This window comes from Dermacoccus sp. BD5 (assembly GCF_044878485.1).
GTDB classification, from domain to species: domain Bacteria; phylum Actinomycetota; class Actinomycetes; order Actinomycetales; family Dermatophilaceae; genus Dermacoccus; species Dermacoccus nishinomiyaensis.
In genome coordinates this window covers 45288-58633 of record NZ_JANJER010000008.1, presented here as the reverse complement: position 1 = coordinate 58633, position 13346 = coordinate 45288, and the positions used below count along the sequence as shown (strand labels likewise).

The following is a 13346-nucleotide window of genomic DNA, read 5'->3' as shown; positions in this document are numbered from 1 at the left end:
CCTCACGGATTCGTGAGGGGCTCTTCGCCGTCCGGTGCCCGCGACGGCGCGGACAGTACTCAGAGGAAGGCCAGCGGGTCGAACTCGTCGATCGGGATGACGCGCAGGCGCGGCAGCGTCGCGTTGAACGCCTTGACGTCGTGCTCGAGGTCGAAGAACTCGAGGCCCTGTGCCTCCAGGGGCGAGAAGCCGGCGTTGCGGAACTCCTTGAAGCCGATCAGCCCGACCTTGCGGGAGCCGCCGAGCAGCGGTTCGAGCTGCGGAAGGAAGTCGCCGTCGTGGCTGACGAGCATGACGTCGGCCTGCAGCGTCACGAGCGCGTCCAGCGTCTTCTGGATGGCCATGTCGACCACCTTCTCGCCCTCCGCGCCGGAGAGAGGGATTGGCTGGTAGCCGAGCGCCGTCAGGGCCTGGATGAACGCCATCGGCAGCTCGGGGCCGTTGGCCGCGAGGAAGAACAGCCCCTTGGCGTCCTGGTGCCACTGGCGCTGGGCGAACTTGAGTAGCCTGTCCCAGCGCGGGCGCTCGTCAGGGTGGGGGCGGCGGCCGAGGATCGAGGTGCCGAGCGTGGCATCGATGTTCTCGCCGTCGATGAGGAGGTAGGTGGTGCGCTGAGCCATGGCTCCAACCTAGTCCATGCTGGGCTGACGACGATGGGCCGGTGTTTCACGTGAAACACCGGCCCATCGTCGTCAGCGGTGGGTCAGAGCGACGCGACCGCCTCGTCGACGGGCGTCGCGCCGTTGACGACGACGAACGTCTCTCGGATGGCATGTCCGCTCGTCAGCACCTGCGCGAGCGTGTGGGCGACGTCGCCGCGCGTGATGGGCTGACGCTGCTGGTCGGGGTTGATCGTCACCTGGCCCGTGGGCGCGTCATCGGTGAGCATTCCGGGGCGGACGATGGTCCAGTCGAGGTCGCGAGTACGCAGGTCGGCATCCGCGCCGCCCTTGGCGTAGAGGTAGACCTGGAAGACACCGGCGTCGACGTTCTCCGGCGCGTCGGAGCCGATCGACGACACCATGACGTAGCGTCTCACGCCCGCCTGCTCCGCGGCGTCGGCGAGCAGCACCGCTCCCATGAGGTCGACGCTCCACTTGCGCGCCCGACCCGATTCCGGGCCGCCACCCGCGGCGAAGACGACGGCGTCGCAGCCGTTGATGACCTCGGCGACGTCGTCGACCGAGGCGTCCTCGAGTGAGATGACGGTGGGCTCCATTCCCGCGGCGCGCAGGTCGTCCGCCTGCTCCGGTGTACGGATGAGGCCGACGACGTCGTGGCCCTCGCCGCTCAACCGCTGCCCGAGCAACCGGGCGATCTGGCCATGTCCTCCTGCAATAGCAATACGCATGCCTCGACACTACTCCTGTGGGCATCAAGCGTCGATCCGTCTCGATGGTTTCATCTACGCGTATCTAATAGATCGAGTACAGCGAGGTAGCAAGCGCTGACATGGTGCTCGTGACGTCGTCACGAATAGCGACGCGTACGGCCCCGACCAGCACGAGAGGCCCGACGGGAGCCTTGTCGGTTTGGGGAACGATCGACACGCGCGACAGCCATGCCGACGACGAGGCGGCCATCCCGTACGGGATGGCCGCCTCGTCGTGCCCGATCGCGAGGCCCTCAGCGGGGCCTGGCGTCGGGGTGGAGCGTCGAACTCAGTGGTCGTCGCGAGCCGCGCGACGCGAGCTGCGCGTCTCGCCCGCGCTCGGGTCCTCGAGACCTTCCGTCGTCATGTGGCCCGAAGCCTCGGCGTCGGTCCACGACGCAGCCGTGCCGGGGGCGCCGGCGGGCTCGGCAGTCGGCGTGTCGACACCGGCCGGGCGCACCATCGTCGTGTCGTCGGCCTTCGCGAAGTTCGTCACGGGGTTGTTGATCGTCATCTCGTCACCGCGAGCCGTCTTGGAGTCTGCGATGGCGGCCTCCGAGAGGCGAGCGTCCGCCGCACGCTTCTTCTGCTGGTCGGCGTACACGAGGTAGCCGGCGCCCGCGAGAGCGGCGACACCGAGCGTGATGAGGAAGCCGCCCTTCTTCTTCTTGGGCGCGAGGGCCGGCGCGTACTGCGCGACCTGCTTCTGTGCGCCCTCGGGCAGCTGGCCGACGACGTTGTGCGACGCGGCGGTGCCGGCGGCAGCAGCGGTCGCGAGGATCTCCTTGAGGTGCGGCAGCAGCTCGTCCTTGTAGAAGTCGCGCGCGTTGTCGGCTGCGATGCCCTTGTCCTCGGCGACGGCCTCGGCGCGGCCCCGCAGGGCGGCGGCCTTGTACGCGACGTCCTCGCGGGCGCCCGGGCCGAAGGCGCTGACGGCCTTCTTCTCGCCCTTGGCGGCCTTGGCGGCCAGGAGCGCAGCAAGGGCCCCGGCCTTCTTGTCGGCCTTCTTCGACGCCTTGGACGTCTTCTTGTCAGCCTTCTTCATGAAGCGCGAGGAGTTCTTGTCTGCCTTCTTGGCAGCCTTCTTCCCCTTCTGCTGTGCGTCGTCACGAGCGTCCTTGGCGGAGTCGGCGACGGCGGCGAGCGAGGCGACGGTGGCGGCCTTCGCAGCGCCGGCCTTCTCGGCGACGACTTCGCGCTGGTCGGCGGTCTTGTCGGCGACCTTCTCCGTCGCTGCCTCGACGTGCGGCGCAGCAGCGTCGCGGGCCTCTTCGAGCTTCTCGACGATCACGTCGCGGGCTTCCTCGGCCTTCTCAACGAGGGTCGGCACGACGTCCTTCTCCGTCTTGACCTTGGCCTCGACGGCCTTCTCGGCAGCGAGACCGGCGACGGCGAGGGCGGCGCCCTTGGCCTTCTCGGACTTGGTGGGTTCGGACTTGCACAGCATGGCTGGTCTTCCTCTCCAGTCGGCAGCAGTTCTTGACTTCATCCTGCCTTGTTCGGGCGGGGCTTACCAACCGGTTGTGAGGTATTGGACGCTGTGGGAGGTCGTTTCGCTGAGCGCGAACGCCCGAGACCTCATCATGACCTGTCGTGTTCCACGTGAAACACTGGAGGCATGATCGCGACTCTGCACACCAACCACGGTGACATCAACATCAACCTGTTCCCCAACCAGGCGCCGAAGACGGTCGACAACTTCGTCGGCCTGGCGAAGGGCACCAAGGAGTACAAGGACGACGCGGGCCGCACCAACCCGCAGCCGTACTATGACGGTCTGACGTTCCACCGCATCATCCCCGGCTTCATGATCCAGGGTGGCTGCCCGCTCGGCGTCGGCATGGGCGGCCCGGGGTACAACTTCGACGATGAGATCTCGCCGGAGCTCAACTTCAACTCGCCGTACATGCTGGCCATGGCCAACGCGGGTACCCGCATGGGCAAGGGCACGAACGGCTCGCAGTTCTTCATCACCGTCGCCGACACGTCCTGGCTGCAGGGCAAGCACACGATCTTCGGTGAGGTCGCCGACGACGCGTCGAAGAAGGTCGTCGACGAGATCGCCGCCGTCTCCACCGGCGCTCAGGACAAGCCGCTCGAGCCCGTCGTCATCGAGAGCGTGACGATCTCCGAGTGACACCTCGCCTCCCGCCGGTAGTCGGGAGGTTCCGCTGACGACTCCTCGTCAGCCAGCGCAGCCGAGATGGCCCCGTCGAGCATGACGGGGCCATCCTTGGTCTCACGCCTTCTTCCCGCACGCCTCCGACGAAACGAGACGACATGACGCAGCCGCCCGCCGGATCCGGCTCGGGTGCCTTCGGCGCCTCCGAGGCGCCGGACGCGGTACCCGTCTGCCCGCGCCACCCCAACACCGCTGCCTACACGCGCTGTCAACGCTGCGGTCGCCCGGCGTGCCCGCGCTGCCAGATCCCCGCGTCGGTGGGGTTCCAGTGCGTCGACTGCGTCGCGGCCGAACGGAAGACGAACCCGACGTTGCCGACCCGCTCGTCCCTGGGCATGACGACGGGCGCCGCGGCGCAGGGTCGACCCGTCGTCACGATCGGGATCATCGCGATCTGCTGTCTCGTGTGGCTGGGGCAGCTGGCGAGTGACGCGCTGTACCGCGACGTGTCGTTCGTCGCGGTGTTCGCGAGGGACGAGCCGTGGCGCTACCTGACGAGCGGGTTCGCCCACGACACGGGCACCCCGATGCACCTGCTGTTCAACATGATGGCGCTGTACTTCATGGGGCAGTACCTCGAACCACTCATCGGTCGTGTGCGCTTCGGGGCGCTGTACCTGCTCTCCGTGCTCGGTGGCTCCGTCGTCTACCAGATCATGACGGCGCCGTCGTCACAGCTCGATCTGCTGACGTCAGGGTGGGTGACGCCGCTGGTCGGCGCCTCCGGCGGTGTGTTCGGGCTCTTCCTCGCAGTCGTCGTGTTCAACCGCCGACTCGGCCGGGAGATCGGGCCGATGATGACGATGATCGCGATCAACGTCGTCATCGGTTTCACGGCGTCCAACGTGGCGTGGCAGGCGCACCTCGGCGGTGCGGTGGCCGGCGCCGTCGGCGCGCTCGTCCTGTATGCGCTGCGGCGCCGCCCGGTCGCGATGCAGGCCTCGGCGCTGGGCGCGTTGGCGGTGGCGCTCATCGCCGCTGCGTACGTCGACTTCTCGGTCGTGGGTGTCAGCTGGCCGCACATCGTCGGATGATCGTCGCCGTGGGCTGAACGAGGCCCTCGTCGTTCGTGGGGTGCTGCCGTCGGGTGGCACCCCACGATGCGTGTGGATGAGTTGCCTGTGGATGGTGTGCCGTTAGCTGTGGATGACGCGGTGCACCACCTGGGGACGGTGAGGACGAGCCGTCACCCACATGGTTGTCCACAGTTTCCACAGGCTGGGGTGGGGAAAAACCCGCGGAACGGCGCTGATCTATGCCAAGGGGTGGGGGCGATGGGCAGCGTCATCCCCAGCCGTGGGGTGGTTCGTCCACCGTCAGCGGCATGTTTTCCACCGTAGACAGCGGCTCGTCCACCGGCCGTCCACTGTTTTCCACAGGTTTGTCCCCAGGTGTGGAAAACCACACGCGTGTAACTACACACAGGCTGTGGACAAGTCTGGGGACAACGTCGTGGGTTGCAGGCCGCAGGGCGACGCCCGCACCGTCAGGCCTTGCGGCGCGGCGCCCGGTGACCTCGTGGGGCCACGATGCAGCGAACCCGAGTGAGCAGAGACAGTCGAACGCCCGTTCCCACGAGGGAACGGGCGTTCGGTTCGGCGGCGCGTCAGCAGCGGACAGAAGGTGGCGTCACTTCCAGCGCGTCAACATGACGAAGCCGACCATGATGGCCGCGAAGCCGATGACGATGTTGCCGGCGTCGATGCCGGGGATCGGGTAGCTCGTCGTGCCGCTGGCGATGTAGTAGACCATCACCCAGGCGAGCCCGGCGAGCATGAGGCCGAGGGCGACCGGCAGCCACCAGCGGGGGTTGAGGCCGTCTCCGGCGGCGGCGCGCTGAGTGGCGTCAGTGGTCTTGCGGGCCACGGCATGGCTCCCATCTGAGTTCGGTGCGTCAACTAGGGTGAGAGCCTAGTTGATCCGGCCGGGCGATGCGTCGAGTGAAGGAGGCCGACCCCATGAGCGAACGCGACTCCGAGCGCGACCCGTCTGCGACGCCGCCCGCACACGTCGAACGCGCCACCGACGACGCTGCGCGCGACGCGTTGCCGATCGACGAGATGCCGCCCGCGCGCCGTCGCGGCTCGTTGGCGTGGAAGGCCGCCGTCCCGATCGTGCTGCTCGTCGCGGGGGCGATGTTCGGGGTCAGTTCCCGTGCGGCGAACGGCACGGATCTGCGCTCCGACACCACCAATCTCGCTGATGTCGTGCGGCGCGCGGATCAGCGCGTCAAGACCAAGCAGGAGGACGTCGCGACGTTGCGCGCCGACGTCGAGGCGGCGCAGCTCGCTGCGGCGAAGAAGGATTCGGGTGCGGCGCGTGCGTTGGCGCTGACGAAGCAGGCCGACAAGGCGCAGGATCCGGCAGGTCTCGCACCGTTGAGCGGGCAGGCCATCAGCGTGACGCTCGACGACAGCAAGAAGAAGGTCGAGGAGTTGCCGAAGGACGGTTCGCCGGACTGGCTCGTCGTGCACCAGCAGGACGTCCAGGCCGTCGTCAACGCCCTGTGGGAGGGCGGCGCTCGCGGCATCCAGCTCATGGATCAGCGCATCGTCTCGACAAGCGCCGTGCGCTGCGTCGGCAACACGCTCATCCTCCAGGGCCGCGTGTACTCACCGCCGTTCACGATCACCGCCGTCGGGGACCCGGTGAAGCTGAAGGCCGCGCTCGAGGCCGACGAGTCCGTCAAGATCTACAAGCAGTACGTCGACCTCGTTGGGCTCGGCTACGAGGTCAAGGCCATCCAGAACACGACGCTGCCCGCCTTCACGGGCTCGGTGACGATGAAGCACGCGCACGTCCAGCCGTGACGCCTGTGTCGCTGCGCCGGAAGCCTGACCCCGAGCAGGATGGCGGCTGACTCACGGGTAGGCGCGTAACTGCCCGCCGACCCGTGAGTTACCTGCCATCCTGAGCCATCCTGACGGCGGTGTCGGCGCTCCCACCTAGACTGGCGCGCATGACCGATTCGCCGCGCATCCTCGTCGTCGACAACTACGACAGCTTCGTCTTCACGATCGTCGGCTACCTCCAGCAGCTCGGTGCCGTGACGACCGTCGTGCGCAACGACGCGATCAGCGCGAAGGACGGCGCCCACTTCGACGGCGTCCTCGTCTCGCCCGGTCCCGGCACGCCCGAGGACGCCGGCGTCAGCATGGCGATGATCGAGGCGTGCGGTGAGCGCAACCAGCCGATGCTGGGGGTGTGCCTCGGCCACCAGGCGCTCGGCGTCGTGACGGGCTGCACCGTCGGTCGGGCGCCCGAACTGCTCCACGGCAAGACCTCGCAGGTGCACCACGACGGCACGGGCGTCCTCGAGGGGCTCGACGATCCGTTCACCGCGACGCGCTACCACTCGCTGACGATCGACCCGGCCACCGTCACCGACGAACTCGTCGTCAACGGCCGCACCGAATCGGGCATCATCATGGCCGCCCACCACCGCGACCTGCCGTTGCACGGCGTGCAGTTCCACCCCGAATCCGTCATGACGGTCGGCGGCCACCGCATGCTCGCCAACTGGCTCGCGATGTGCGGTTCGACGACGGCCGTCGCCGCCAGCGCCGGCATGGCACCGCTCGTGCGCACCGCCTGAGCGGCACACAGCCCGAACGCCGCGCCCCACCAGCGGCTCTCGAACGAGGAAAGCCCCCGATCCACAGGGCCGGGGGCTTCCTTCGTCAGCTCACTTGCTCGACGACTGCGACGGCGACGGCGTCATCGCGCTACCGTCCGATGTCGACGACGGACTCGTCGACGACGGACTCGTCGACGGCGACGGCGACGGCGACTGTGTCGACGACGAGGGGGACTGCGACGTCGCGGGCGCGGAACTGGACGACGGGGCCGCTGACGACGAGGGCGGCTGCGTCACGGTGGCCGTCGCGGTCTTCTCGGGTGACTTGCCGATGTAGACGGTGACGGACGAGCCGTTGTTGACCTTCTTGCCGGCGTCGGGCACGTAGACGACCTTGCCGACCTCGTCGGGCCTGTCGGTGACCTGGTCCTTGGAGTCGATCGACAGGTGCGCCTTGTACAGCGCCTGCGCCGCCTCCGACGCCGTCTTGCCCGCCAGGTCAGGCACGGTGGCCTTGCCGCTGCTCTCGTAGAGCGTGATGTCGCTCGACGTGCCGAGTGATGCGCCTGCCTTCGGGTTGCTCTCGGCGATGATGCCGGCGTCGAGGCCGGTGTCGTCCTTCTTCGTCGGCGAGATCTTGATGTGGTTCTCGTCGACGCCGGCGGCGAGAAGGGCCGCCTTCGCCTCGTTGACGGCGTCACCGACGACGTTCGGCACCTTGACCGAGTCGGGGCCCGTGGAGACGGTGAGTGTCACGTCGGAACGTCGGGATGCCTCCGTCCCGCCCGCCGGATCTTGGTCGATGACGGTGTTCTCCGCGGCGTTGTCGGCTACCTCTCGCTTCGTGACGGTGAAGTCGGGCGACAGCGTCTTCGCGGCCTGCTCGTACGTCATGCCGCGCACGCTCGCGACGGTGACCTTCTCCGGCGAGCTGGGCGAGTGCATGAACAAGTAGCCGATGCCGAGGATGGCCGCGAGGGCTGCGACGGCCGCGAGGGCCCACCATCCGGCATGGGATCGGCTGGGTTCGCGCGAGTCGAGTTCGGCCGTCGAGTCAGCGGCCGCCGCCGTCGCCGCGGCGCGGCGCGTCGGGTAGTCGACGACCTCCGTGTGGTCGGCGGACGTCACCGTGCTCGCCTGCGCGGCAGCGGAGATCGGCTGGCCGGAGCGGGCGGCGAGGACGTCGGCGCGGAAGTCGGCGGCGCTCTGGTAGCGATCGTCGCGCCCCTTCGCGAGCGAGTGCAGCACGACCGCGTCGAGCGCCGGCGACACCGACGACTCGTAGAGCGACGGGGGTTGCGGCTGTTCGCCGATGTGCTGATAGACGAGGCTGACGGGCTCGCCGACGAACGGTGCGCGCCCCGTCAGCAGCTCGAACAGGACGCATCCGGCGGAGTACAGGTCGGTGCGCGCGTCGACGCTCTGGCCCTGCGCCTGCTCGGGCGACAGGTACCGGGCGGTGCCGACGACGGCCTGGGCGCTCGTCATCGTCGCGCCGACGTCGGCGAGGGCGCGGGCGATGCCGAAGTCCATGACCTTGACGGAACCGCCACGCGTCACCATGATGTTGCCGGGCTTGATGTCGCGGTGCACGATGCCCTTCGAGTGGCTGTACTCGAGGGCTGACAGGACGCCCATCATGATGCGGCAGGCCTCGTCGGCGCTGACCTTCTTCTCCTCGTTGAGGATCTCGCGCAGCGTCTGCCCGTCGACGAACTCCATGACGATGTAGGGGATGTCGACGGTGCCGCCCGCCGCTTCGACGAAGGTGTCCTCACCCGAGTCGTAGACGGCGACGATGTTGGCGTGGTTGAGCCCGGCGGACGCCTGCGCCTCGCGGCGGAAGCGTTGCAGGAAGCTGGGGTCGCGCGCCAGGTCCGATCGCAGGATCTTGATGGCGACGGGGCGTCCGAGGCGCGTGTCGTGGCCGGCGTGGACGTCGGCCATGCCACCGCGGCCGACGAGTTCGCCGACTTCGTAGCGGCCACCGAGGATGCGTGGTGTCGCGCTCATGAGATGTCCTTCGCGAGGGTCGGGATGGGGCGGTGCGCGGCGGCCGTGGAGCGCCGCAGAGGTGGACGAAGATCGCAGATGCGGACGGGAATCGCAGATGTCATCGCAGGGCTGCCTCGAAGATCTGCTGCGCGGCGGGTGCGGCGACCTCGCCGGCGAGGGTCTCGACGCCCTGATCGCCGCCGTTCTCGAGCACGAGCGCGAGCGCGATCTTGGGGTCGTTCGCCGGTGCGAAACCGGTGAACCACAGGTCGGCGGCCTTGCTCGTGTCGCCCTGCGCCGTGCCCGTCTTGCCCGCGACCTGGTAGCCGTCGACGGCGGCGAGCTTGCCGGTGCCGTTGTTGACGACCGCTTCCATCATCGTCTTGAGGCTGCCGGCCGTGTCCGATGAGATGGGCTTGGACATGATCTTCGGGTCGGTCGAGGAGATGACGTCGAGGTCGGAGTCGACGACGTTCTTCACGAGGTGCGGTTCCATCTGCGTGCCGCCGTTCGCGATCGTCGCGGAGATCATCGCGATCTGCAGCGGCGTGACCCGCACGTCGTACTGGCCGATGGAGGCCATCGCCGTCTGCGGCGTGTTCATGTCGGAGGGGAAGCTCGACGGCGTGACGCGCATCGGCAGGCGCACGACCTGGCCGAAGCCGAACTTCTTGGCCTGTGCGGCGAGCTTGTCCTGGCCGAGATCCATGCCGAGCTCGGCGTAGGCCGTGTTGCAGCTGATCTCGAGCGCGTGCGTCAGTGACGTCTTGTCGTTGTCGCCGCAGGGCAGGTGGTTGTCGTTGGGCAGTGAGTGCGTCGTCTGCGGCAGCCTGATGGTGGCAGGGCCGTTGAGCGTCGACTCGGGCGTGTACTTGCCCGATTCGAGCGCGGCGGCCGTCGTGACGAGCTTGAACGTGGAACCCGGGGGGTACAGATTGCCCGAGATGGTCCGGTTGACCATCGGCTGCGTCGAGTCGGCGTTGAGCTGCTTCCACATGTTGACGACCGACGTCGTGTCGTGCGAGGCGAGGGCCGACGGGTCGTACGTCGGTGAGCTCACCATGGCGAGGACGGCGCCCGTCTTGGGGTCGAGCGCGACGGCCGCGCCGCGACGGTTGCCGAGCGCCTTCGCCGCGGCCGCCTGGATCTTGGGGTTGATCGTCAGCTCGACGTTGGCCCCGGCGGGCTTCTTGCCCGTGACGACGTCAGCGAGGCGGCGGTAGAACAACGAGTCGCTCGTGCCGCTCAGGACGCCGTCGGAGGCACCCTCGATGCCGCCGCCGTTGCCGTAGACGATCGAGTTGTAGCCCGTGACGGGCGCGTAGAGCGAGCCGTTCGAGTACTGACGCTGGTACACGTACTTGTCGTCCGACTTCACGCTCGTCGCGATGGCCTTGCCGTCCACGAGGATGCTGCCGCGCTCCTTCTTGTACCCGTCGTTGATGACGCGGCTGTTGCCGGCGCGGGCGTCGAGCGAGGGCGCCTGGACGACCTGGATGTAGCTCGCGGCAACGAGAACGGCACAGAACAGCATCGAGGCCACGACGCCGAGCTTGCGGATCGGCGTGTTCATCGGATCTTCACCACCTGGGTGTCGTCGGAGCCGAGCGTCGGCTTCGCCTCCGTGACGGCGGGGCGTCGCGCCTGGTCGCTGATGCGCAGCAGCAGCGCGATGATCGCCCAGTTCGCGAGCAGCGAGCTACCGCCGGCTGACAGGAACGGCGTCGTCAGACCGGTGAGGGGGATGACGCGGGTGATGCCGCCGAGGACGACGAAGCACTGCAGGCAGATGGAGAACGCGAGGCCTGTCGCGAGGAGCTTGCCGAAGCCGTCGCGGCAGGCAATGGCGATGCGCAGGCCGCGTTCGACGATGATGGCGAACAGCGCGATCATCGCCGTGAGGCCGACGAGGCCGAGTTCTTCGCCGAAGCTCGACATGATGAAGTCAGAGTTCGCCTCGGCGTAGTTGAACGTCGGGTAGCCGCGTCCGAGGCCGGTGCCGGTGAGTCCGCCGAACGCGAGGCCCATGAGGGAGCGGGCGACCTGGTCGGAGAGGCCTGGCGCGAACGGGTCGAGCCAGAGGGTGACGCGGTTCTGGAAGTTGGGGAAGAGCAGGTACGCGAGGTAGCAGCCGCTGAAGAAGAGCCCGAGACCGATGGCGATCCAGCTGCGCCTCTCCGTCGCCACGTAGAGCATGGCGACGAACAGGCCGAAGAACAGCAGCGACGTGCCGAGGTCCTTCTCGAAGACGAGGACGGCGAGGGACGTCAGCCAGGCCAGCAGGATGGGGCCCATGTCGCGCGCTCTCGGCAGCGGGAAGCCGAGCACACGCTTGCCGACGAGACTGAGCGCGTCACGCGTCTGCACGAGATAGCTCGCGAAGAAGATCGTGAGCAGGATCTTGGCGACCTCGCTCGGCTGGAAGCTGAGCGGCCCGACGTGGATCCAGATGCGGTTGCCGTTGATGTTCATGCCGATGAACGGCAGCAGCGGCATCATGAGCAGCGCGAGGCCGGCGAGGGCGAACGTGAACGTGTAGCGCCGCAGCCGCCGGTGGTCGCGGATGAGGCAGAGCAGGCCGATCGCGGCGGCGACGGCGATGGCCGACCACATGAGCTGTCGGACGGCTGCGCCCTCCATGACGCCCTTGCCGCGGGCCATGTCGATACGACGGATCATGACGAGTCCGAGGCCGTTGAGCAGCGTCGCGGCCGGTAGCAGCACGGGGTCGGCGTAAGCGGCGACGACGCGCACGACGAGGTGGAACACGAGGGCGATGACGCCCATCCCGACGCCGAGCGTCAGGATGTCGGTCGGCAGCGACCCCTCCACCGCGAGCCCGACGTTCGCGTAGGCGAACAGCACGATACCGACGGCGAACGCGAGCAGCATGAGCTCGGTGCCGCGTTTCGTGCCTCGGCCCGTGATGGTCGCGAGGTCTGGGCTCACTTCGTGCACTCGTTTCCGGAGGCGGACGCGGCGAGGCACGCGACCATCTCCGCGCGCAGACGCTCGACGGTGGCGGCGGCCTCCTTCTCACTGGAGGCGTCGATGCCGCTCGTCACCTTGGAGCGCCAGAACTCGGGCAGGTCGGCGGTCGGGATGTTCGTGCTCTCTTGCTGATGGCGCAGGTCGATCGGGCCGAGCTTCGAGTCGACGCCTTGATAGACGGTGACGCGGCCGCCCGAATCCTTGATGAAGTACTGACTCTGCGACCACGTCCAGCCCCACACGGCGGCGACGGCGAGGGCGAGCAGCAGGACGAGCGCGGCGATGGCGGCGTAGAGACGTCCGCGGCGACGCGGGCGCGTCTCGGCGAGGTGGGCACCCTTGTCGGTCTCGTCGGGTTCGTCGTCGCCGTCGAGTTCGCGGGAGAGGGCGCGGGCCTTCTCCGCCGGCGTCTGCTCGCGCGTCGGCAGGCTCTGAGTCAGGCCGTGCGCGACGGCGGCGCCGACCACGTCGGGGCGCGCGGCGAGGTCGACGTCGTCGATGTTCGCAACCTCCGCGACGACGACGGTGACGTTGTCGAGCGTCGAGGCCTTGAGGGCGATCTCGATGAGGGAGTCGGCGACCTCGCCGACGCTCTTCGACGCGCCCTCGGTGAAGATCTCCTCGATCGTGCGGGCGCCGACGTAGTCGGAGAGGCCGTCGGAGCACAACAGGTAGCGGTCGCCGACGCGTGCCTCGCGCAGGCTGAGGTCGGGCACGTCGCCCTCGCGGCCCGTCAGGACGCGCGTGACGAGGCTGCGCTGCGGGTGGTGGACGGCTTCGTCAGGAGTGATGCGGCCGGAGTCGAGCAGGCTCTGGACGAAGGAGTGGTCCTTCGTGATCTGCGTGAACTTGCCGTCACGCAGCTGGTAGGCGCGGCTGTCGCCGATGTTCGCCATTGCGAGCTGACGGCCGGTCTTGAGCAGCACGATCAGGGTGGTGCCCATGCCCTCGCGGGTGGGATCGGCATCCATCTCGCTGCGCAACTTCTCGTTGGCCTCGGCGATGCCGTCGGCGAGCTGGTCGAGAGCGTCGTCGGCGCCGATGTCGTCGCCGTCGAGCTGCACGAGTTCGCCGACGACGGTGGAGCTCGCGACGTCACCTGCGGCGTGGCCGCCCATGCCGTCGGCGAGCACGAGCATCGAGCTGCTCGCGTAGGCCGAGTCCTCGTTGCGCTTCTTCGAGCCGAGACCGACGTCGGATCGTGCGGCGTATCTGAGTGCGATGGGCAT

12 protein-coding genes are annotated in these 13346 nt (G+C 68.3%); 4 read left to right on the top strand and 8 right to left on the bottom strand.

The features are described from left to right. Positions 1-59: 59 nt before the first annotated feature. The 3 genes from NQ706_RS07755 to NQ706_RS07745 form a co-directional block, all read right to left on the bottom strand. Positions 60-620: an NYN domain-containing protein gene (locus tag NQ706_RS07755; RefSeq protein ID WP_006944737.1), complete on the bottom strand. Its 561-nt coding sequence runs from the start codon at positions 618-620 to the stop codon at positions 60-62. Between the two features lie 83 nt (positions 621-703). Then, positions 704-1351, bottom strand: coding sequence for an SDR family oxidoreductase (locus NQ706_RS07750; RefSeq protein WP_038566287.1), 648 nt, complete (start codon positions 1349-1351; stop codon positions 704-706). A gap of 310 nt (positions 1352-1661) precedes the next feature. Beyond that, complete coding sequence (locus NQ706_RS07745) at positions 1662-2819, bottom strand: hypothetical protein (protein ID WP_404360693.1); 1158 nt, start codon at positions 2817-2819, stop codon at positions 1662-1664. Between the two features lie 171 nt (positions 2820-2990). Between NQ706_RS07745 and NQ706_RS07740 the strand changes: the two genes are divergently transcribed. Beyond that, the gene (locus NQ706_RS07740) at positions 2991-3509 is read left to right on the top strand and encodes a peptidylprolyl isomerase (RefSeq protein ID WP_006944662.1); all 519 of its coding nucleotides are present in this window, start codon (positions 2991-2993) and stop codon (positions 3507-3509) included. Between the two features lie 143 nt (positions 3510-3652). After that, a complete protein-coding gene (locus NQ706_RS07735) occupies positions 3653-4588 on the top strand; it encodes a rhomboid family intramembrane serine protease (RefSeq protein ID WP_006944690.1) in 936 nt (311 codons plus the stop codon). 595 nt (positions 4589-5183) lie between these two features. Here NQ706_RS07735 and NQ706_RS07730 read toward each other — a convergent pair. After that, positions 5184-5420 carry a cell division protein CrgA gene (locus NQ706_RS07730; protein WP_006944615.1) on the bottom strand — a complete coding sequence of 79 codons (237 nt, stop codon included), beginning with the start codon at positions 5418-5420 and terminating at the stop codon, positions 5184-5186. Positions 5421-5512: 92 nt separating this feature from the next. Here NQ706_RS07730 and NQ706_RS07725 point away from each other — a divergent pair, with 92 nt between their 5' ends. After that, positions 5513-6364, top strand: a complete 852-nt coding sequence (locus tag NQ706_RS07725) for a DUF881 domain-containing protein (protein WP_235181976.1) — start codon at positions 5513-5515, stop codon at positions 6362-6364. 149 nt (positions 6365-6513) lie between these two features. Beyond that, the gene (locus tag NQ706_RS07720; protein WP_038566290.1) at positions 6514-7149 is read left to right on the top strand and encodes an aminodeoxychorismate/anthranilate synthase component II; all 636 of its coding nucleotides are present in this window, start codon (positions 6514-6516) and stop codon (positions 7147-7149) included. A gap of 90 nt (positions 7150-7239) precedes the next feature. Here NQ706_RS07720 and pknB read toward each other — a convergent pair whose 3' ends face one another. From pknB to NQ706_RS07700, 4 genes are all read right to left on the bottom strand, one after another. Beyond that, entirely contained in the window at positions 7240-9144 is a 1905-nt protein-coding gene (pknB, locus tag NQ706_RS07715; protein ID WP_038566293.1) for a Stk1 family PASTA domain-containing Ser/Thr kinase, read from the bottom strand. 100 nt (positions 9145-9244) lie between these two features. Next, positions 9245-10699 carry a penicillin-binding protein 2 gene (locus NQ706_RS07710; protein ID WP_038566296.1) on the bottom strand — a complete coding sequence of 485 codons (1455 nt, stop codon included), beginning with the start codon at positions 10697-10699 and terminating at the stop codon, positions 9245-9247. Further along, the gene (locus tag NQ706_RS07705) at positions 10696-12075 is read right to left on the bottom strand and encodes an FtsW/RodA/SpoVE family cell cycle protein (protein WP_038566299.1); all 1380 of its coding nucleotides are present in this window, start codon (positions 12073-12075) and stop codon (positions 10696-10698) included. Before NQ706_RS07705 ends, NQ706_RS07710 begins: the two co-directional genes overlap by 4 nt. Beyond that, positions 12072-13346, bottom strand: coding sequence for a PP2C family serine/threonine-protein phosphatase (locus NQ706_RS07700; RefSeq protein WP_038566302.1), 1275 nt, complete (start codon positions 13344-13346; stop codon positions 12072-12074). The genes NQ706_RS07705 and NQ706_RS07700 overlap by 4 nt, the downstream gene beginning before the upstream one ends.